Origin of the sequence: Enterococcus sp. DIV1298c (assembly GCF_017316315.1) — a bacterium.
Lineage (GTDB): Bacteria > Bacillota > Bacilli > Lactobacillales > Enterococcaceae > Enterococcus_B > Enterococcus_B mangumiae.
In genome coordinates this window covers 29,779-51,695 of record NZ_JAFLWG010000020.1, presented here as the reverse complement: position 1 = coordinate 51,695, position 21,917 = coordinate 29,779, and the positions used below count along the sequence as shown (strand labels likewise).

Annotated in this window: 20 protein-coding genes; 17 read left to right on the top strand and 3 right to left on the bottom strand. The window is 38.0% G+C overall.

The annotated features are described in order from the left end of the window. Positions 1 to 451 precede the first annotated feature (451 nt). Together spxA and JZO83_RS05855 are read left to right on the top strand one after the other, a co-directional pair. Positions 452 to 850 (top strand): transcriptional regulator SpxA, encoded by a 399-nt coding sequence (gene spxA / locus JZO83_RS05860; RefSeq protein WP_019723016.1) that lies wholly within the window; start codon positions 452 to 454, stop codon positions 848 to 850. 162 nt (positions 851 to 1,012) lie between these two features. Continuing rightward, the gene (locus JZO83_RS05855) at positions 1,013 to 1,663 is read left to right on the top strand and encodes an adaptor protein MecA (RefSeq protein WP_206854932.1); all 651 of its coding nucleotides are present in this window, start codon (positions 1,013 to 1,015) and stop codon (positions 1,661 to 1,663) included. 222 nt (positions 1,664 to 1,885) lie between these two features. Here JZO83_RS05855 and JZO83_RS05850 read toward each other — a convergent pair whose 3' ends face one another. Continuing rightward, positions 1,886 to 3,052, bottom strand: coding sequence for a cyclopropane-fatty-acyl-phospholipid synthase family protein (locus JZO83_RS05850; RefSeq protein WP_206854930.1), 1,167 nt, complete (start codon positions 3,050 to 3,052; stop codon positions 1,886 to 1,888). A 184-nt stretch (positions 3,053 to 3,236) separates the two neighbouring features. On the opposite strand from JZO83_RS05850, the gene JZO83_RS05845 reads away from it, so the two are divergent. From JZO83_RS05845 to JZO83_RS05790, 12 genes are all read left to right on the top strand, one after another. Continuing rightward, positions 3,237 to 4,232 (top strand): competence protein CoiA family protein, encoded by a 996-nt coding sequence (locus JZO83_RS05845; RefSeq protein WP_207115221.1) that lies wholly within the window; start codon positions 3,237 to 3,239, stop codon positions 4,230 to 4,232. A gap of 125 nt (positions 4,233 to 4,357) precedes the next feature. Beyond that, positions 4,358 to 6,169 carry an oligoendopeptidase F gene (gene pepF / locus JZO83_RS05840; protein WP_206854925.1) on the top strand — a complete coding sequence of 604 codons (1,812 nt, stop codon included), beginning with the start codon at positions 4,358 to 4,360 and terminating at the stop codon, positions 6,167 to 6,169. 983 nt (positions 6,170 to 7,152) lie between these two features. After that, the gene (locus JZO83_RS05835; RefSeq protein ID WP_207115220.1) at positions 7,153 to 8,184 is read left to right on the top strand and encodes a zinc-dependent alcohol dehydrogenase family protein; all 1,032 of its coding nucleotides are present in this window, start codon (positions 7,153 to 7,155) and stop codon (positions 8,182 to 8,184) included. 341 nt (positions 8,185 to 8,525) lie between these two features. Beyond that, entirely contained in the window at positions 8,526 to 9,998 is a 1,473-nt protein-coding gene (gene abc-f / locus JZO83_RS05830; protein WP_207115219.1) for a ribosomal protection-like ABC-F family protein, read from the top strand. A gap of 250 nt (positions 9,999 to 10,248) precedes the next feature. Next, complete coding sequence (locus tag JZO83_RS05825; RefSeq protein ID WP_207115218.1) at positions 10,249 to 12,288, top strand: BglG family transcription antiterminator; 2,040 nt, start codon at positions 10,249 to 10,251, stop codon at positions 12,286 to 12,288. Continuing rightward, positions 12,285 to 12,566 carry a PTS sugar transporter subunit IIB gene (locus tag JZO83_RS05820; protein WP_207115217.1) on the top strand — a complete coding sequence of 94 codons (282 nt, stop codon included), beginning with the start codon at positions 12,285 to 12,287 and terminating at the stop codon, positions 12,564 to 12,566. The genes JZO83_RS05825 and JZO83_RS05820 overlap by 4 nt, the downstream gene beginning before the upstream one ends. Positions 12,567 to 12,593: 27 nt before the next feature. Then, positions 12,594 to 13,958 (top strand): PTS ascorbate transporter subunit IIC, encoded by a 1,365-nt coding sequence (locus JZO83_RS05815; protein WP_206854910.1) that lies wholly within the window; start codon positions 12,594 to 12,596, stop codon positions 13,956 to 13,958. A 12-nt stretch (positions 13,959 to 13,970) separates the two neighbouring features. Continuing rightward, positions 13,971 to 14,828, top strand: coding sequence for a transketolase (locus JZO83_RS05810; RefSeq protein ID WP_207115216.1), 858 nt, complete (start codon positions 13,971 to 13,973; stop codon positions 14,826 to 14,828). 3 nt (positions 14,829 to 14,831) lie between these two features. Next, positions 14,832 to 15,779 carry a transketolase C-terminal domain-containing protein gene (locus JZO83_RS05805; RefSeq protein ID WP_207115215.1) on the top strand — a complete coding sequence of 316 codons (948 nt, stop codon included), beginning with the start codon at positions 14,832 to 14,834 and terminating at the stop codon, positions 15,777 to 15,779. Positions 15,780 to 16,099: 320 nt separating this feature from the next. Beyond that, the gene (locus JZO83_RS05800) at positions 16,100 to 16,375 is read left to right on the top strand and encodes a hypothetical protein (protein WP_207115214.1); all 276 of its coding nucleotides are present in this window, start codon (positions 16,100 to 16,102) and stop codon (positions 16,373 to 16,375) included. Positions 16,376 to 16,682: 307 nt separating this feature from the next. After that, a complete protein-coding gene (locus tag JZO83_RS05795) occupies positions 16,683 to 17,276 on the top strand; it encodes a hypothetical protein (protein WP_207115213.1) in 594 nt (197 codons plus the stop codon). A gap of 74 nt (positions 17,277 to 17,350) precedes the next feature. Further along, on the top strand, positions 17,351 to 17,944 hold the full coding sequence (locus tag JZO83_RS05790; RefSeq protein ID WP_207115212.1) for an RICIN domain-containing protein: 594 nt from the start codon (positions 17,351 to 17,353) through the stop codon (positions 17,942 to 17,944). A gap of 96 nt (positions 17,945 to 18,040) precedes the next feature. Here JZO83_RS05790 and JZO83_RS05785 read toward each other — a convergent pair whose 3' ends face one another. Together JZO83_RS05785 and JZO83_RS05780 are read right to left on the bottom strand one after the other, a co-directional pair. Continuing rightward, positions 18,041 to 18,706: a DsbA family protein gene (locus JZO83_RS05785; protein ID WP_206854902.1), complete on the bottom strand. Its 666-nt coding sequence runs from the start codon at positions 18,704 to 18,706 to the stop codon at positions 18,041 to 18,043. A gap of 114 nt (positions 18,707 to 18,820) precedes the next feature. After that, a complete protein-coding gene (locus JZO83_RS05780; RefSeq protein WP_207115211.1) occupies positions 18,821 to 19,396 on the bottom strand; it encodes a CYTH domain-containing protein in 576 nt (191 codons plus the stop codon). A 130-nt stretch (positions 19,397 to 19,526) separates the two neighbouring features. Between JZO83_RS05780 and JZO83_RS05775 the strand changes: the two genes are divergently transcribed. The 3 genes from JZO83_RS05775 to JZO83_RS05765 are packed head-to-tail and all read left to right on the top strand — an operon-like array spanning position 19,527 to position 21,908. After that, entirely contained in the window at positions 19,527 to 20,231 is a 705-nt protein-coding gene (locus JZO83_RS05775; RefSeq protein ID WP_206854896.1) for a GTP pyrophosphokinase family protein, read from the top strand. After that, complete coding sequence (locus JZO83_RS05770; protein WP_206854893.1) at positions 20,209 to 21,006, top strand: NAD kinase; 798 nt, start codon at positions 20,209 to 20,211, stop codon at positions 21,004 to 21,006. Before JZO83_RS05775 ends, JZO83_RS05770 begins: the two co-directional genes overlap by 23 nt. A gap of 2 nt (positions 21,007 to 21,008) precedes the next feature. Then, the gene (locus JZO83_RS05765) at positions 21,009 to 21,908 is read left to right on the top strand and encodes an RluA family pseudouridine synthase (protein ID WP_207115210.1); all 900 of its coding nucleotides are present in this window, start codon (positions 21,009 to 21,011) and stop codon (positions 21,906 to 21,908) included. The last annotated feature ends 9 nt before the right edge of the window (positions 21,909 to 21,917 follow it).

Here is a 21,917-nt window from a genome sequence, read left to right as displayed (position 1 = left end):
CATGTAAGATAACGAGTGATTTTTGACTTTTTGATCGAATGATTATGTACGTACGATTTTGTTGTAGCGTTAAAATAAGCTTTTTTTTTAATTTCAATATTTTCTGAGTTTTTTAAATTGTTTGTTATTAAAATAAATAAAAAACATTTAATGTAGAAAAAACGTTCTCATTTTTTGAGATTTAAAAAAGATTGGTACAGATTTACATGCTGTTATATATATATTTAACATTGTGAAAGTATTTGAAAACTCTAATTTTTTAACTGCGAATAAAGGAGAAACCTTGGTTTAACTGTATATCTATCTTAGATAACTTTCATTTTTTTAAAAAATAATTTTAAAAAAAGCTAGCTATTTAAATGTTGATTAGGTATAATAGGGACAGATAGAGGGATTTCATGATCCTCTGTTACAAAAATGTGGCTATAATCACAAAAAGGAGTGATGCACGTTGTTAACACTATATACTTCCCCAAGTTGTACTTCCTGCAGAAAGGCTCGTGCGTGGTTGCAAGAGCATCAGATTCCATTTGTAGAGCGAAATATTTTTTCAGAACCACTTAATAGCTCTGAGTTAAAAGCGATCTTACAAATGACGGAAGACGGAACAGAAGAAATTATTTCTACACGTTCGAAAGTTTTTCAAAAATTAAACATGGATCTTGATGAGTTACCATTACAAGAACTTTTAGAACTTGTACAAAACAACCCAGGATTGTTACGTAGACCAATCATGATCGACAACAAACGTCTACAAGTTGGTTTTAATGAGGATGAAATTCGTCGTTTCTTACCACGAGATGTTCGTCAGTTAGAATTACGTCAAGCCCAGCTAATGGCTGGCTTATAGAAAACACAGATCAAGCTTAGGAAGATAAGAAGTCTTCCTAAGTTTTTTTTTATTAAAAATAGATTGTGTTTTTTGAGGACTTAATTATTTTTTCTTTACATTTATTCTTATTTCGCTACAATTAATCTATATGGATAGTTGGGAAAAAGTGAGGTGTAGCAAATGGAAATGGAACATATCAATGAGAATACGATTCGTGTGATGATCGGTCATGAGGACCTAGAAGAACGAGGTGTCTCATTTTTAGATTTATTAGGTAACCACAGAGAAATAGAAAACTTTTTTTATAGTATCTTAGAAGAAGTGGATATTGAAGAGGAGTTCCAAAGTAGCGAAGCTGTCACTTTCCAAGTTTTGCCAAAAGGAGATGGCCTAGAACTGTTTATCAGTAAGAACATGCCAGACGAAGAGCTGGGCCAAAACAATGAATCGACATTGAATAGCGCAGATGTTAGTGAGTTTCTTCAAGGGCAAATGCTTGCGAATGAAGAGGAAAGCGACTTAACAGAATCTACTACTGCAAGTGAGCAACGAGCAATCTTTGTGTTCAGTGACTTTGAACAAGTGATCCAGCTTGCGAATGACGTTCAGCTAGAATCAGCTTGGACAGATCTATACCAATTAGATGGACGCTATTATTTAGTCGTTCACTTCTGGATGGAGAATCTAAACCAAACGGACGTTGAAAATCAATTTGCACGTATTTTAGAATTCGCCGAAAAAAGTACACGAACCGCTGAAGCATTGAATGAATATGGGCAACAATTGATGGAACGAAATGCTTTGGAACGTGTGAAATTTTATTTTGAATAAAGCAAAGATAAGTTACCATAGCGACAGTTGGAACTGCTAGGTAGGCTTTATCGTGGAGACTGAGACAAAAACCATAAAGAGTCTCTGCTTGACCAAATAATTCGTTATCAATAATGACTGAAGTGTTTAATCGAAAAAGATCCGGAAGAAAAGTTGTTTCATTTTTCTTCCGGATTTTCTATGTTATAAACGAGATCAAAGTAAATAGACACGTACCATTAACTATATACGACGCATGGGAATCTCGTTATTAGCAGGTTTTACGATTAAATATTGCACTACATCAATATTACTTGATTGAAACCCGGCTGCACTGGCTTGTAGATATAGATCCCACATCCGATAGAAAGTTTCTCCCTTCATAGAAATCACTTCTTTTTTGACTGCATGGAAGTTACTTATCCAATGTTCTAATGTCAGTTGATAATCTCTTCTCAAGCTTTCGAGATCAATAACATGAAGATTATTCGTAGTGATTGTATCAACCAATTCTACGACCCCAGGAACATATCCCCCCGGGAAGATGTATTTGTTCAACCAAGCATTCGTTGCTCCGCCTTGTTGCCTGCTGATGCCATGGATAAGTGCTGTTCCCTTTTCTGCTAGTAATTGATCAATACTCATAAAGTATTCATTCAACCCGTCTTGACCAACATGTTCAATCATTCCGACACTTGTTATATGATCAAATTTTTTCCCTTTTAGTTCACGATAATCTGCTAAAATCACTTCACATTTATCTTCTAATTTTTCTTCTTTTATCCTTTGTTTAATATAGTGATATTGTTCGCTACTCAATGTAACCCCAGTTGATTTCACATGGTATTCCTTCGCTGCTTTAAGAATCAATGTTCCCCAACCACATCCTATATCAAGTAAGGTATCCCCTTTTTTTATAAATAATTTATCTAAGATACGTCCAATTTTATTTAATTGAGCAGTTTCTAGTGAGTCTTCAGGATTTTTGAAGTATGCACATGAATAAGTCAATGTGGGATCTAGCCATAAGCGATAAAAATCATTTCCTAAATCATAGTGATGTTCAACATCCTTTTTATTCTGTGTTTTGGTGTGTCTAGCTAATTTAGGTAGGAATTTCATATATTTACGTGATCGCAAGAAGCTATTTTGTTGAAGATAAGCATCAGCAATAATTTTTTGGATGTTCCCATTTATTTCAATTTTCTTATTCATGTATGCTTCTCCAAAAGTAATCGATGCATTGTTGATCACTTCTTTGATAGCTATTTCTTCATTAAAAGTAATTGATGCTGCTAAATCTGTCGTTGGTGATCCGTATCTCTCATTACTCCCATCCCAATAGGTTACTTCTATAGGGATTGAAAAAGATTCCGAAAATAATTTTCTATATATCTGTTTATCTAACATATAATTTTCTCCCTCGCTCTATTAATGTATACAACTAATTTTATTTAGAAGACTACTTTTTATAGTTTAGAGGGTAGAGTGGCTCTAAGGTCAAATGATTTTATGAACCATTTCTAAAATTGCTTACTAGTATGAGTATGATTTTAATGGCTTGCGTATTTACCCAGTGAAAGGGAGTGAGTAGATGCTGCTTGCAAAAGACAAAGAAGGTTCTGTTTTTTTAGCAACTGAGGCGAGAAAAGAGCGCAAGTACTATTGTCCAAGTTGTGGGAATCAAGTCTTTTTAAAAAGAGGAAAGAAAAGAATCGCCCATTTTTCTCATCATGATCCAACGAACTGCCAAGTGTTCAGTGAGGCAGAATCTGAAGAACATCTTTATCTGAAAAAACAATGTTTTGGCTGGTTAAAAAAAAGCTATCCAAGAGTAGAGATGGAAGGTTATTTATCACCATTGGCACAACGACCTGACATTATAGCTGGACATCATGTGTTTGAGATTCAATGTTCGCAACTATCCTATACTCGAATGATCGAACGGACAACCAACTATCAAGCAAATGGTTATATTGTCTGGTGGCTGTTAGGAATGAAGTTTTTCAAAAAGAAAGATCGGTTGATTCCAGAAAAAAAGTTCTGTTACTACGACCATTTACGAGGTCTTCATTTTTGGCAAATCGATTGGTCCACACAGATGATTTATTTATATAGTCAGATCATTACAGGTTTATCGGGAAAGATCAGATTTGAACAGTTTTCTTGGGCCTTTTTTGAGAAGGATCTATTAACGGTGTTAGAACGAGGAAGTGAATCCTTGCGAAAAGCAACAAACGCACATTCAGTGAAAACAAAAGACTGGTTAGCAAAACAAATTCTTCGCAAAAACAAAAGAGTATTAGCAGTGCAAGAACAGTGTTACCTAAGAAAGAAGCACCTGCTTTATCTTGAATCATGGATCTACAAAGAAAGTGACTTCTTTTTCTTTTTTACTGAACAAGTCTTCTTTTATCGGCTGTTGTTTTCACAGGTTATAAGTAAAAAGACTGATTTAACAACAAGTTATTTCAATACGTGGTATCAAAAAATCAAGGAGTATAAAAGCGAGTGGTTATTTCCTTTGATCGAGGAAGAAAACATTTATCGTTTATTTTATGAGGAATGTAAACGATTGGTAGAAAAATAGGAGAAGAATTCTCTATACAAAACATTAAGGAGTTATGATAAACTCAAGAGAGTAAATAAAAAAGTAACTGATATTTTCTAGGAAAATAAGTCTGGTTACAAAGATGATCAAAAGGAGTGGAACAGATGAGCGAAACAACAAAGTTACCAAAAAGAGAAGATTTGCCTGAGAAATTGACGTGGGATCTAACACCGATCTTCTCAAGTGATCAAGAATTTGATAAAAAATACCAAGAATTGACTGAAGAATTAAAAAATTCTGAGCATTACAAAGGTACATTGGGTAATGGTGCAACAGCATTTTTGGATGCGCTTGAATTTGTCTTAGCGATGTATCGTAAAGTTGAGCTTATTTATGTCTATTCCCATTTGAAAAATGACCAAGATACGACAAACACAACGTATCAAGCACTATACGCACGCGCAGGAAGCCTACTTTCAAAAGTCAGTGAAGCGATTGCTTGGTATGAGCCAGAAGTACTACAACTTTCTGACGAGCAAATTTGGCGCTATTTTGAAGAAGAGCCAAAATTAGAGGTTTATCGTCATTACGTAAAACAAATGGTCGATAACCGCAAACACGTCTTATCAGCGGACCAAGAAGCGTTACTTGCTGGAGCTGGAGAAATTTTTGGCGCCTCAAGTAGTACGTTTGCAGTATTAAATAATGCTGACTTAGAGTTCCCAACGATCACTGGTGAAAATGGTGAAAAAATCCAGCTGTCACATGGTGTATATGGTCAACTATTAGAGAGTACCGATCGTGAAGTACGTGAAGCGGCATTTAAAGGTCTATACAGCGTATATGAGCAATTTAGAAATACCTTTGCTTCTACGCTTGGCACACATATCAAAGGGCATAATTTCAAAGCAAAAGCACGTAACTACACTTCTGCAAGAGAAGCATCATTGAGTAATAACCATATCCCTGAAAGTGTGTATGACACATTGGTGACTGTTGTAAACAAACATTTGCCACTATTGCATCGTTATATGGAATTACGTAAACGTTTATTGGACGTAGATACATTACACATGTACGATCTATATACCCCAGTATTAGGTGAAGCGCCAATCAAATTCACGTATGAAGAAGCAGTGGAAAAAGCGATTGAATCACTTGCACCAATGGGCGAAGAATATCTTGCGGTTGTCAAAGAAGCTTTTTCAAGCCGTTGGATCGATGTGGTTGAAAATAAAGGAAAACGCAGTGGCGCTTATTCTTCTGGCAGCTATGATACAAATCCATACATCTTGATGAACTGGCATGACACGTTGGATCAATTATTCACGTTGGTCCATGAGATGGGACATAGTGTTCACAGCTATTTCACACGTTCGAATCAACCTTTCGTCTACGGTGATTACTCAATCTTTTTAGCAGAGATTGCCTCAACTACAAATGAAAATATTTTGACTGAACATTTATTAGCGACCGAAGAAGATCCTCGTGTCCGCGCCTATGTGTTGAATCATTATTTAGATGGCTTCAAAGGCACGATTTTCCGTCAAACACAATTTGCTGAGTTTGAACATTTCATGCATCAAGAAGATGCAAAAGGAACACCTTTGACTAGTGAATATCTAAGTGAAAGCTACGGCGAATTAAATGCCAAATATTATGGTCCAGCTGTTGAGAAAGATCCGGAGATCAAATATGAGTGGGCACGTATCCCTCATTTTTACTATAATTATTATGTCTATCAATACTCAACTGGTTTCTCTGCGGCATCTGCTTTAGCGAAAAAAATCTGGGATAAAGAACCAGGTGCGTTAGATGCTTACCTAACTTATCTAAAATCAGGAAATAGCGATTATCCAGTAGAAGTAATGAAAAAAGCGGGTGTCGATATGACAGAAGCTGCTTACATTGAAGATGCGATGGCTATGTTTGAACAACGATTGAATGAATTAGAAGCATTAGTGGAAAAGCTATAAAAAGCTTGAGCTGAGGGATTTTGTTGATTTGATCATTAATCATTCTTTTTAATCTTAGCAAAAAACGGAAAAGTATGGAGTGAGGAACTCGCAGGCTTTTCCGTTTTTGCATCATTAAAAATAACATGAAAATCTAAAAATCAAGGTTTGGATTTTTAGTTTGTAGTATACTGACAAAGATCGTATAGTTTATGCGGTGGCTAGCCTTTAAGAAAGAGGTGATGCCTATGTTGATCTATGGCTTTCTCCTGGAAAGGAATAAGCATGTCTGTGTTTGAGGCATTGATGTTTGCATTATCATTTGCAACATTGGTTCTGATAATCAGCGACAAAGACAACAAAAAATAACCGCCACTTAAACTTTGGAAGGTTTAACGGTTATTTTTTGTAAATATCTAAACTAGCCATTGTTTTAAACGATGCTATCTGAAGGGGAGTTGTTGATGCAACTCCTCTTTTCAACGTCATGATACCATAGTTGCTACATAAAAGCGAGTTCACTTTCTTTTGTTCTGGTAGAAGAACAAAAAGAGGTAGAAATCGCAATACTAAAAATAACAAGAAAATTTAAAAATTAAGGTTTAGATTTTCAGTTTATAGTATCCTGACAAGGATCGTATAGTTTATGCGGTGGCTAGCCTTTAGAAAAGAGGTGATGCCTATGTTGATCTGTGGCTTTCTCCTAGAAAAGGAATAAGCATGTCTGTGTTTGAGGCATTGATATTTGCATTGGCATTTGCAACATTGGTTCTGATAATCAGCGACAAGATAACCAAACTAGTCACCAGTAAAACGGTGTTATCTGAAGAGAGAGTTGTTGGCGCAACGCTCTTTTTCAAGGCCATAATACCATAGCGAATACATAAAAGCGAAGACATTTTCTCCCGTCTCGTTGGTAATAAGAGGATTATAATTGTTTTCATTTGACTTGGAGTTGACTCAAGGGGCTATACTAGAAGCAATCAATCGAAGGAGTGGAAGCTATGAAAGCAACAGTATTTTTAGAGCCAGGGAAAATGGCCATTAAAGAAATTCCAAAGCCAGAGTTGCAACGAGAAAACGAAGCCATCATTCGTGTGGTACGAGCGAGTGTCTGTGGTTCTGATCTATGGTGGTATCGGGGAATCTCTAAAAAAGAAGCAGGTTCTTCAGCAGGTCATGAAGCGATCGGTGTTGTGGAAGAGGTAGCGAAAGATGTAACAAATGTTCAGCCAGGAGATTTTGTCATTGTGCCATTTACTCATGGCTGTGGGGAATGCGAGGCTTGTTTAGCTGGGTTTGATGGCGACTGTTTATCAGATACTTCGGGTTCAACAGGTTATCAGGCAGAATATATTCGTTATCGTAATGCGAACTGGGGATTGGTGAAGATCCCAGGAAAACCAGAAGATTATTCTGAAGACATGTTAAATTCGTTTGTTACGTTGGCGGATGTCATGGCGACTGGCTATCATGCAGCAGTGAGTGCTGAGGTGAAAGAAGGAGATACGGTCGTCGTGATCGGCGATGGTGCTGTAGGTTTATGTGGCGTGATTGGCGCAAAATTGTTAGGCGCATCAAGAATCATTGCGATGAGTCGACACGAAGACCGCCAAAAGCTAGCTTTGTCATTTGGGGCAACAGATATCATTGCGGCTCGCGGGGAAGAAGCAATCGCTGAAGTCATGAAAATGACAGGGGCTGGCGCAGATGCAGTGTTAGAATGCGTTGGCACGCAACAAGCGGTTGAAACGGCAGTAAAAGTTGGACGCCCTGGTGCGGTAGTTGGACGTGTAGGTGTTCCTCATGTGGATGAATTGGATACGAATGCTTTGTTCTATCGAAATATTGGCTTACGTGGAGGGATCGCTGCGGTGACGACCCACGACCGAGCTTCACTATTAGAAGCAGTCTTATCAAATGAAATCGAACCAGGAAAAGTCTTTACGCAACAATTCGAGTTAGATCAAATCCAAGCTGCTTATGAAGCGATGGATGAACGAAAAGCAATCAAATCCTTGTTGGTCATCTCGTAATCCTTAAATTTGAACAATTGAGGAGTTAAGGATCTTGTTGCTTAACACACTTCATCAGCCCTGAAATCGTTTGTCAAACGGTTTCAATCATGATAAACTGAAAGTATATTAGAGAAAAGGAGCGATGTGACATGTGGTTGTTTTATTTGGATCAAGTATTTTTAAACAATTAATTGAATCGTTTAAAAACAACTTGTAAATGACAATTCACGGGAACCTTGCTGTTTTTCTATGCTTATTTTAGTATGGACAAATTTCTTGAAGAAGTAGTCTTTCACAGGCTGCTTCTTTTTTGTGTTTCCGTCAGAAAGCTGTTCATTTGCACAAAAGGAGTGCAAACAATGGAAGCATTAGCAGTAAAATTAAAAGATATTGAGATTAGTTATGATGGAAAAGAAATTTTAGCAATCAAAGAACAAGCAATTTATGAAAATGCGCGGATCGGTATCGTTGGGGATAATGGCAGTGGCAAATCCACGTTACTTAAACTGTTAGCTGGAGAAATCGATGCTGAAAAAGGAAGAGTGGATCGAAGGGTGGATTTCCACTATTTTGCGCAGATTGAAGCGTTGGAGCAAAATCCAATCGCAGAAATCGATTTTGAATTGCTTAGTCGTTTCCAAGTGCCCGATCAAACTGCTCATTTTAGTGGCGGAGAAGAAACAAAATATCGTTTGGCACAAGTATTATCTACGTATACACCAGGTATTTTACTAGATGAACCGACAACTCATTTAGATCAACGAAGTGTGCAAATGCTGATTGAGGAACTCCGTTATTATTATGGAACCTTAATCTTCGTGAGCCATGACCGCTTATTTTTAAATGAGTTGGCTGACAAAATATGGGAAGTATCGGAGCAGACGATAAAAGAATATCAAGGCAACTATGATGATTATCTCAAGCAAAAAGAGCAAGAAGCAATTGCGCAAGAAAACGCGCATGACGACTATTTAAGAGAACGAAAAAAGTTAGAAAACAGCATCATCAAAAAAGAGCAGCAAGCGAAAAAATTAGCGCAATCGGCTAATCAAAAAAGCAGGAGTAATAAAAATAGTCGTAAACCTGATCGTTTGTCAGGGACCAAGCAAAAAGAGAGCAGCCAAAAAAGTGTAATGAGAGCGGCTAAATCAATCGAGAAACGTTTAGAAAAATTAACGGAAGTAGCAAGCGTACAGAAAGACCGTCCGATTGATTTTCCACAATCTAAAACGACCGTCCTACACAATAAATTTCCGGTGGCAGGAGAATCCGTGATCCTCCAGTACGAAGAAAAAATCTTACTTGATCAAGTTGATTTTGCTTTTGACCGAGGGAAAAAAATTGCCATTATTGGATCAAATGGGAGTGGGAAATCTAGTTTATTGCGTCATATCTTGCAACAAAAAAATGGGGTCAAAGTAAGTCCTAAAGTAATCTTTGCTGTCTATGAACAAATGGATTATCACCTTGTTGAGGATGTGAGCGTTTTGCAGTATTTGCTACGTCAAACGGAATATCCAGAAAGCTTGATCCGCAGTATGCTTCATCATTTGGCTTTTTCATCAGAGACGATTCATCGATCTGTTTGTGCGCTAAGTGGAGGAGAAGCAACACGATTATCCTTGGCTGTGCTATTTGCAAAGCCCTCGAATGTTTTGATTTTAGATGAGCCAACTAATTTTATCGACTTACGGACAATGAATGCCTTAGCGTATTTTTTAAAACAATATCACGGAACTGTTTTGTTTACTTCACATGATCCGTATTTTGTTCAACAAGTGGCAGATCAAATTTATGAAATCAACGACCAGAAATTGATTCGACGAGATTGAATGAGTCATGCTAGAGAGGTCTAGATAATAGAAGCAGTGGAATCCAAATTAGGAAAAAACTACTTTGGATTCTACTGCTTATTTCAAAGAAAATATTTTGAGAAATTTCATTTTTGTTTTTATTTTTAACGTAATCACGCATGATTGATTCTGTTCGGTCCATCGAAATAGAAAGTCAGGAATCAAACTGCGCTGAAATGTGATAGCGTTTCCAACGGAGAGATACTATAGTTGAAATGGGGGGACGGGAATGATCAATTACCGCTTGAGTTATCTGTTTGAAGAAACAAATCTACAGAAATTGATAGATCTAACGAAGTTGGAGGAAGAAACACTAAAAAAGGAATTAACAAGAATCAATGTTTTTTCTGAAAAAACGTTTGGGCAAAAAATAAGAATCAATGGCGACGAATTACTGATTCCAGAAGGGATTAGACGACGATGGTCGGAAGTCCTTTTCGAAGTATCGAAGCAAGAGCTGTACTTTTCAGAAGAAGAAAGGCAAGCCATGATTTATCTTCTTGCATTCTCGATGGTCGATGACCTATCCGTATATTATTTTCAAGAATTCTTTAATGTAAGTAAGAATACGGTTTTGAAAGATGTCAGGAATTTAAGAGTCAAACTTCAAGAGGAGCATATCCGTTTGCTTTATTCGAGAAAAAAAGGCTTCTACTTAGACGGGGATGAATTTGCACTGCGACGTGTCGCTTCTTCTACCGTTGGGCTACTAACAGATACTAAGACCGGTCACTGGTTACTTTTTGAGGGAATCTATGGTAGTTCAAGAACGAACTATGTTGTAGTGAGAGATCGACTGATTCGCATTTTAGAGGAATTCGATTTAGTTATCGTTCCTAGTCGATTTGAGGAAATGTTGTATCTGATTAGTTTCTTATTGTCACGTATCACCAAAAAAGAAGTTTTTCTAACTGAAAAAGACAAGCAAATGTTGACTTCTTTGACTGTCTATCAAGCCAGCAAGAAATTTTTAACAGACTTTGGACAGATCAAAAACCAAGCAGAAGAAGAATGTTACATGACTGTGCTATTAAAGACCGTGATCCAAGGAGATATCGAGGACCATTCTGTAGAGTTTCTATTGGAATGTGCAAGAGAGATCATCCACGAGATGGAACGTTTATCAGCGGTACGGTTTGTCGATTATCGGAAATTGTTGATGAATTTCTTTTATCATCTTGTCCCAGCATATTTTCGTATCCGCTATCGATTCACATTGAATAATGTGTTGATCGATGAAATCAAAAATCAATATCATGAATTATTCGAATTGACTCGTTTAGCCCTTTATCCGCTCAAACAATTAGTTGGTGAGATCCCTGACGCAGAAATCGGCTATTTTACGATTCTGTTTGGAGGAGAGATCAGAAAACAAAAAGAGCGACACCATTATCAGCGATTAAAGGCGATGATCGTGTGTCCAAGTGGCATCAGTTCTGGTTTGATCATGGAATCAGAATTACAAGAGTTGTTTCCACAAATCGAGTTTTTGCCGGCACGATCGACAGAAGAATATCAGATGCTTCGTTTTTCAGAAGATATTGATATGGTCTTTTCCAGTGTCCCGTTGAAAACGCCGGTGACAAGTTATGTCGTGAAACCCATCATGACACCTTTAGAGAAAAATGAGTTAGTAAAAAAAGTCCAACAAGCATTTTATGCTTCAGGAAGAGGCGTTCATTCAATCGAAGAGATTTTGGAAGTGATTTTTCCTTATATCGAATTGAGAGAAGGAATGACAAAGACGAAACTACGACAGATCGTCGAGAGAAAAATAAATAAAGAATTGAACAGAAGGGAAGATCAACGGCCGATGTTATCTGAATTATTAACAAAAGAAACGATCCAATTTACGAACGAACAACTGACATGGCAAGAAGCTATCACTGAAGCAGCACAGCCTTTGTTAGCGACCAATAAAATTGAAGAAAAGTATGTGGGAGCAATGATCGAAAAGGTCAATGAACATGGGCCTTTTATTCATATTGGCCAAGGGATTGCTTTACCTCATGCACGACCGGAAGAGGGGGTCAAAGAAATCGGTATGTCCTTATTGAAGGTAGTCGATCCAGTCTTGTTGAACGATGATGAAAAACATCCGATCCAGTTATTTATCTGCCTAGCCGCAGTGGACAACGAGATGCACTTGAAAGCTTTAGCTAGCTTGACGAAAATTTTGTCGAATAAAGAACGTTTAGCGTTATTACTCGAAGCAAAAGATGTAGAAGAAATAATCAATGTGATCAAAGAAGGGGAAGATGAAAAATGAAATTTGCAGCAGTATGTGGGTCAGGATTAGGATCAAGTTTTATGGTGGAGATGAATATCAATTCAGTATTAAGTGATCTAGGCGTGAGTGGCGTGGAAGTCGCTCATTACGATTTAGGAAGTGCAGCACCAGAATTGGCGGATGTCTTTTTTGTAGGGAGAGACCTAGCAGATAGTGCCCAGCATTTAGGAGAAATCGTCGTGTTGGAGAGTATCATCGATCTAGATGAATTGAAAGAAAAAGTAGCTGAGACATGTAGACAAAAAGGATTACTATAAACAATTTTTTTGGGGGAGGAAAAATAAATGAGTAGTATTTTAGATGTGTTAATCGATATTGCAAGTACACCAGCGATCTTAGTTGCATTGATTGCGGTACTAGGGAATATGTTGCAGAAAAAAGACGTTGCAACGATTGTTAAAGGCGGAATCAAAACATTTGTAGGTTTTCTTGTTGTCACAGCTGGTGCGGGAGTCATCGAAAGTTCTTTGGCGCCATTTGGAGAGATGTTTCAAGTAGCGTTCAACATGCAAGGGGTTGTTCCCAATAATGAAGCCATCGTGGCTTTAGCGCTAACGACTTATGGAACGTTAACTGCTCTTATTATGTTAGCGGGTATGGCATTCAACATCTTGATTGCTAGAATCACTCGTTACAAATATATCTATTTGACAGGACATGCCACACTATATATGGCATGTATGATCGCAGTTATTTTAAATGTTACAGGGATGAGCACTTTTAGTCTTGTTTTATTTGGTGGATTAGCACTAGGGATTTGTAATACGATTTTCCCAGCAATTGCCCAGCCTTTCACTCGTCAAATCACCAAAAATGACTCTGTTGCTTTAGGACATACAGGGAATTTCGGTTATGCGTTGAGTGGGTTGATCGGTAAATATGTGGGAAATAAAGAAAAATCAACCGAAGACATCAACTTTCCTAAAGGTTTAGCTTTCTTACGTGATTCAACAGTAAGTATCACGATTACGATGGCGATCGTTTATGTGATCGTTGCGTTGTTTGCTGGAAGTGACTATATCACTAGCACATTGAGCGATGGCACGAATTATATTATTTATGCCTTACAACAAGCAGGTTCATTTGCCGCAGGTGTTTTTGTCATTTTAGCCGGTGTCCGTTTGATCTTAGCAGAAATCGTGCCTGCATTTAAAGGAATCTCTGAAAAATTAGTGCCAAATTCAATTCCAGCATTGGATTGCCCAATCGTATTTCCATATGCACCGAATGCTGTCTTGATTGGCTTTTTAACAAGCTTTGTTGGTGGCTTGGTAAGTTTGGTGATCATGGTCTTCACAGGAACAACAGTGATCATTCCTGGCGTAGTGCCACATTTCTTCTGCGGAGCGACAGCAGGCGTTTATGGAAATGCGACTGGCGGTGTACGTGGAGCGGTCATCGGTTCATTTATCCACGGGATCATCATTAGTTTCATGCCAATTTTGTTGATGCCAGTAATGGGCGATCTTGGTTTCCAAGGATCGACTTTCTCAGATACAGATTACGGTGTTGCAGGAATCTTTTTAGGAAACTTAGCAAATATGGGCGGACAAATTGCAGTTATTTCTGGTGTGGTCGCTGTACTTGCTGTCTTGATCGGTTTGACGCTTTTAAAGAAAAGTAAAAAAACAGATACAGTAGCAGAGTAAGGAGGAATTACTTTGACCGTCAATGAGGAACAGTTAAAAGAGCTGGAACGATTAGCGACAAAAATACGATTAGATACGTTGATCAGTATCAAACATATGGGGCAAGGACATCTAGGTGGATCATTTTCGATTGTTGAATTGCTAGCGGTTTTATATGGCAAACAGATGAAGATCGATCCGAAAAATCCACAGTGGGAAGAACGTGATCGATTAGTCTTATCTAAAGGACATGCAGGTGCCGGTTTATATAGTGCATTAGCCAATGTTGGATATTTCGACAGAGAATGGTTATTGACGATCAATGAAGGTGGAACACGCTTGCCTTCTCATCCAGATCGCCAAAAAACGCCTGGTGTTGATGCAACTACGGGTTCTTTAGGACAAGGCACTTCTATAGCTGCGGGGATCGCTACCGGTTTTAAGCACGCAAAAAAAGATAACTATGTATACTTGATCGTGGGCGATGGAGAATTGAATGAGGGGCAATGTTGGGAAGCATTCCAATATATCGCTCACTTTAAATTAAATCATTGCATCGTGATCATCGATGATAATAAAAAACAATTAGATGGGGAAACAAAGGACATCCTTGACCCGTTCGATATACAGAAAAAAATGGAAGCATTCGGTTTCTATACCTTAAAAGTAAAAGGGTCAGATCTACAAGGAATCGATGCTGCAATCAACGAATGTAAAGAAGTGATTGATCAAGCAGTGTGTATTGTACTTGATAGCGTGAAGGGACAAGGGATTCCTTATTTTGAAACGTTAGATGCCAATCATTCTGTAAAATTCAATACGGAATCAGTCAATCAAGCCGCAGATGACGCCATTCGAATGCTTGAAGAAAAAATCGAAAGGATGAGATAAGGGATGTTCCATTTAAGTAAATCAACTGCTATTGAAAAAGAATTACGAACTTGTGTAGTAGAAACAATCAATGAACTGATGGACATCGATGAGCAAGTCATTGCGTTAGATGCTGATTTAGGTTCGGCAAGTGGCTGGACTGCAATTGGGAAAGAACACCCTGACCGTTTCATCAACATGGGCATCGCCGAAGCAAATATGGTAGGTGTTGCTGCTGGATTGAGTTTGACGGGATACACACCATTTATCCATACTTTTGGTCCATTTGCGACACGGCGGGTATTTGATCAACTGTTTATTTCAGGTGGTTATGGCGGAAACACGATCAACATCTACGGTTCAGACCCAGGATTTGCAGCCGGCCATAATGGTGGGACTCATACGACTTGGGAAGATGTTGCATTGATGAAAGCCATTCCTCATTCCGTAGTCTGCGATGCCGCAGATGACGTCCAAATGGCATGGATTCTCAAAGAATTCCATCAAATGTCAGGCATCCATTATATTCGTGGAAATCGTAAAGGTGTCACACCTGTGTATGAAAAAGGCTCAACGTTCGTGTTAGGAAAAGGAAATGTTTTACGTAAAGGTACCGATTATCTGCTGATTGCGGCGGGACAACTTGTTTCTGAAACGTTGCAAGTAGCCGAACAATTGATGGAACAAGGAATCAGCTGTGAAGTGATCGATATGTTTACGATCAAACCAATTGATCGAGAGCTGATTCTCAGTGAATCAGTCGGTAAGAAAAAAATCGTAACCATTGAAAACCATTCGATCACGGGCGGGTTAGGAAGTTCAGTCGCTGAAGTTCTTGCAGAAGAAGGGGTTGGCGTTCCGCTGAAACGAATCGGCGTCAATGAACGTTTCGGTCAAGTGGGCACACCAGATTTCTTGCAACGAGAATTTGGGTTGGATGTTGCGAGTATACAAAAGCAAATCATTGAATAAGTGAACTATTATTTGATAGCGAATGAGGAGTAACAAAGGAGAGCTGATCCTGTGTTACTCCTTTTTTGTCCTTGTTGAGTGGATGATCTACTAGTTATATAATGAATACGTATAAAAGAAATCTATTGCATACGTCATAAAATTTGGGAAATGAAAGTGTGTTGACTAACTGATAAGAAAGCGGGTAAGTAAATGTTCGATCAACAAGTATAGGTTATTAATCTAAGACGGAAGTATGTACATATGTTTTTTTTAGTAAAAGGTGAAATTGATTTCTCAGTGGAGAATAAATCAATAAACACTAAATGGAGGAATAGGCGTTGTCGAAATTAACAAAGAATATCCTTATAGTAGGATTTGGGATTGCCATGTATTTATTTACTGAGTACGTTTATCGACATGTGAGTGTGTTTGTAGAGCCTTTGGATCAATTGTATCAATCCGATTCTGCCATTGTTCAGGGATTTGCCAATTTGATGATCGTACTATTGTTTACTCCTGCGCTGAGAATCATTAGTATCATCATATGTTTGATTTTATTAATTGTTGTCAATAAAAAAAGAAAGTTGAATGATTCTGCTAATTCAGATAGATAGTTTGGTAGCTATTTGTATCATTTATAACTTAATAGAAGCCTTTGGAGAATCGTAGGTGTGTCAAGAAGCCGACGATTCTCTTTTTTATTCAGATTCAAAAAAATATATATTTATATTTATAGAATAAAACAAAAAGAAGAAAAAAAGGATAGAATTCAATCGCTTTTTATCATAATTAACACACTTATTAAATATAAAATAAATAGTGTTGTATTACCATTCAAAAGAAATTTAACAAATAAAAACATGGCATACTATGTTCAACAAATCGATTTGTATCAAATAAAAACAAAAAGGGGAACTAAAAATGAAAACAGTAACAAAATTTATTGTAGGAGCATTTGTAGCAACGGCGTTAGGTGTAGTAGGAGGAAGTCAAACAGTCTCGGCAGATATAGAAGAAAACATACCTGGTCATGATGTTTCTAATTACTTTAATAACAAAGTAGTAACGATTTCAAGTGAAATGGATAGAAGAGTGGCATTGGACTGGGATCAAGCGAATCTTGATCAAGTAATCTTGTACAATAATAACGGCTTATGGAATCAAAAATGGAACATGTTTTATGATTTTAATGCTAAGACATATACTATCTCAACTGATCCTCACCAAATTAATGGCTATATCAGATCAGCACAGTTGGCTGTATCTGAAAGAGTTTTTGACAGTCAAGGAAATCCAAAGATTGCTACGACTGGATTAAGAGTGAATTGGAAATTATACAAAGTAGGCAAAGTCGATGAGGGTGACGTATATGTATTAAAAAATATTGAATCGGGTAAAGTTTTAGATATGGAAAACAGAAACCCTTACGATGCTAAGGGACTAGTTGCCCGTGAAGGCCAAGGAAGAGGAACAGCTAGTCAACGTTTTGTTATTAAAATAGTAGGTGACGTTTAATCTTTAGACATATATTATTTCCTATAAATCGACGAAAACTGAAAAAATACATAAAATAAAAGGGGAACTAAAAAATGAAAACAGTAACAAAATTTATTGTAGGAGCGTTTGTAGCAACGACATTAGGTGTAATTGGAGGAAGTCAAACAGTTTCGGCAGATTTGGACCCAAATATACCAGGATCTAATGTTGGCAACTTCTTTAGTAACAAAGTTGTAAGAATTGAAAGTGGTATGGATTTGGGAAAGGCACTTGATTGGGATCAAGCGAATCTTGATCAAGTAATCATGTATAATAATAATGGTTTATGGAATCAAAAATGGAATATGTTTTATGATGATATTTCTGATACGTATAGTTTTTTAACCGATCCTCACCAATTCAATGGTTTTATCAAAGCAGCATCCTTGTGTGTATCTGAAAGAGTGTTTGACGGTCAAGGAAATCCAAAGATTGCTACGACTGGATTAAGAGCGAATTGGAAACTTTATAGAGTAGGAGATGCTGTTGGCGCTGGTGTTTATGTTTTAAAAAATGTTGAATCGGGTAAAGTATTAGACCTACCAAATGGTAACCCATACGATGCACAAGGACTAGTTGCGCGTGAAGGACAAGGCACCGGAACAGCTAGTCAACGCTTTATTATTAGAGTAACAGGCAATCTTTAATCATTAGCTATTTAAATCAAAAAAAACGAAAAAAGACATAAAACAGTTTACCTTGTTTTGTGTCTTTTTATTTTGTGTGATACACACATCTATGATTTAATTTGAAAGCAAAGATAAATGGCTATTTCCGGAATGGAGTTGTGCATTCGTTGCTTGTAATGAGTGGCTGTCAAATAGGTGATAATTGTCTTCGCCTTGACAAATTGCTTTGATTTGGCGAACGCTATTCAAGCCTTCTACTAATACACCAAAATTCTGTTCACGATCATAATTGTAAATAACAGCTGATGGATGTTTCTTTATTCCCATTTCACGGGCCATTTTTTGGTCTGAGAAAAATGCTTCTTTGACAAACTCAGATTGACGATCTTCCTTGAACATGTTTAGATCTCCGATTTCTGAAAATATCGATTCAGCAAGATGTTGAGAATATGGAATTTTTTTACAGCTGACGGCTTCTTGTAATCGACTAAGAAATTGTCTTCCTTTTTTCTTTCCTTGGAAATGCGCCGCTTTGCAATCTAATGCGGCTGAATAAGTCGTTGAAAATAGTTTGTTACGCTCTTCTAGATTAGTTTGAGAAATTCCGTTAGTTTGCATGACATCCCCGATTGTCTGCAAGTTAACTAGTGGAAGAAAACGAAATTGTATTTTGAATTTAGGTTTCTTAGTATATTCCTCATCAATAAACTGAACAAGCTGTTGCTCTAAATGAAAGCAGTTTTTCCCCAATGGATTAACAAAAAAATAGATTTCGATCATACGAATCTCCCCCAAATTAGATTCTATGCAAATGATGAATAATATTCACATCGTATAACTTACCAGAAAAACTCGAAAAAATGAACTCAAGTGCCTTGGGAAAATGATAGAATTCTAATTTTTAGCCTCGAACATTCGTTGGATTTTATTTTTGGAAGGATGATAAGGAATCGATTGTCGCTGAAGAAAGTGCTCAAATGCTTTTTTACCGCTTTTAGCATCAGTGACTTCTAGTTCTAATTCATAGTCGTGAAGTTGCTCTCCCCAACTTTCGTCAATCGCTAACAAGCCTTCTTCAATAGGAAATTCGGCACGCTTCGTCGTGAGATGCCCAATGTTGATCAGTTGGCTTGAATCGATCGACAACTCCTGAAGTTTTTGAAAGACAGCTCCAGTTCGTGGCAACCTGTGTTCTTCGATCATTTTAGTGGCTTCTTGGACCGTGTAGGAATCCGTTGTTTCCAATTTACCTTCTATAGCTGGCGTTTTTAACGTGTATTCTGCATAATTATCTAACACACGAATACGTAAGCCGCAGCCATTTTGTTTTAGTTGGAAATCGGGCGTGTCGTAATAGAAGTTCGTTTGGCTATGGAAACGGTCTGCTGTAAGCTGATAGTGCGAAAGCAAACGCATGTAATCCTCTTTTGTTAGTAGTGTTTTAAATTCGATCTCTACCATTTCTGTCATTGGCTTCGCCCCTTTCCTTTTATTTTGCCTAATTTTTTGTTTTTGGTCAACTTCAAAGACAGAAGGTGCAAAAAAACTATGTTTATATGTTAGAATAACTATGAATGTTAACAAAGTAGAGGTAACGATTATGGAACGAGACTGGGAAGAGTTTTTAGCACCTTATGAACAGACAGTGTCAGAGTTAAAAGTAAAATTACGAGGAATACGCAAACAATTCAGAGAACAAAACCGACATGTCCCGATTGAGTTTGTGACGGGACGGGTAAAACCGGTAGAAAGTATCATTACTAAGTCCCAATTACGCCATATCCCAATGGCACGTTTAGAAGAAGAAATGTCAGATATCGCTGGGTTGCGGATCATGTGTCAATTTGTGGAAGATATCCATCAAGTGGTTGACATCATCCGTAACCGTAAAGATATGAAAGTCATACAGGAACGAGATTATATCACCAACAAAAAAGCGAGTGGGTATCGCTCGTATCATTTAGTGATCGAATATCCAGTCCAACTGATCAGTGGTGAAAAGAAAATCTTGGCAGAAATCCAAATTCGCACATTAGCCATGAATTTTTGGGCAACGATCGAGCATTCCTTGAATTATAAATATCAGGGAGTATTCCCAGAAGAGATGAGTGAACGATTGCAGCGTGCAGCTGAAGCCGCTTATCAACTGGATGAAGAAATGTCGAATATCCGAGAAGAGATCCAAGAAGCACAACGATTATTCTCTCATGGAAGAGGACGATCTGAAGATGCCTATTACCGATCTTTGATCGACCAAGAGAATAAACAAGAGGAGGCCAAAGATGAAGGTAGCGATCGTTCATAACAAAGAACCGAAAACATTAGCAGTCACCGAACGATTGAAAAATCTTTTGGCTCAAGCAAATATCAAAATCGATGACCAACAACCAGAATTAGTGATCTCTGTGGGCGGTGATGGGACGCTGTTAGCGGCGTTCCATCGCTTTAGCCATGCTTTGAACGATGTACGTTTTTTAGGCGTCCATACGGGCCATCTAGGCTTTTATACGGACTGGCGCGACTATGAGTTAGAAGAATTAGTCGATAGCTTGAAAACTAATCGTGAACAAAGCGTTAGCTACCCTTTGTTGGATGTCCGAATCAGCTATTTAGATGACAAACCCGACCAACATTTTTTTGCGTTGAACGAGTCCACGATCAAACGTTCCAACCGGACAATGGTCGCGGATGTCTATATCAAGAACGAATTTTTTGAAAGCTTTCGGGGAGACGGCTTAGCATTATCTACGCCTACAGGATCGACTGCTTATAATAAAAGTGTGGGTGGAGCCGTGATCCATCCAAGTATCAATGCGTTTCAATTAGCAGAAATTGCTTCATTGAATAACCGTGTGTTTCGTACGTTAGGTGCGCCGATGGTCATCGCTCAAGATGAATGGGTAGAGATCCGTTTAGAGAATACAGCAGATTATTTAGTTACGATCGATCAACTGGATGTCTCAAAAGACAATATCCGAGCCATTTATTATCGGATCGCAGAAGAAAGAATCCACTTCGCTTCGTATCGGCACATGCACTTTTGGCATCGCGTGAAAGATGCCTTTATCGGTGAGGTCTAGCAATGGAGTTTACATGGACCTACGAAAAAGAACAGCCGCAGCAAGTGAAATATTTTTTGAAAGAAAAAGGGATATCGAAAGGCTTGCTAGCAAAAATCAAGTTCCAAGGCGGTACGATCATGGTCAATGATCGGGTGGAAAACGTCTTGTTTTCTCTGACGCAAAATGATAAGGTAACCATTGTGATTCCGGCTGAAGGTGAACATGAAACTGTTCTGTTAGATGAAACACCGATCGTGATCGTTTATGAGGACGAGCACATTTTAGTCGTGGATAAACCAGCTGGGATATCCTCGATACCAGCACAGTATCATCCGAATGGAACAATGGCGAATCGAGTGAAAGCATATTATCAACAACAAGACTATGAGGATCAGGTGATCCATGTGGTGACGAGACTGGATCGCGATACTTCAGGGTTGATGCTTTTTGCAAAGCATGGGTTTGCTCATGCCAAGCTGGATGTACAGCTTCGTGAAAAGAAATTCGTCAAAAAATATCAAGCATTGGTCAGTGGGTCTGTAGATACTTTGCAAGATCACGGGCAAATCGATTTACCAATTGCTCGGGATATGACATCATTATTGAAACGCAAAGTTACTCCTACAGGAAAAAGTGCGCAGACGGAATATTGGTTAGAAAATAAATCAACGGATGTAGCATTAGTGGATATCCAGCTGCATACAGGTCGCACGCACCAAATCAGAGTGCATTTCTCTGAAATCGGCTGTCCTCTTTTAGGGGATGACATGTATGGCGGAAGAATGGATCTAGGTATTGCTAGACAAGCCTTGCACTGCTATGACTTACGGTTCTATCATCCGTTTACAGAAAAATTATTAGAATTCAAACAGCCTTTAGCAAAAGATATGGCGACAATAGTGAAACGATTTGAAGATTAAGGTGAGGTG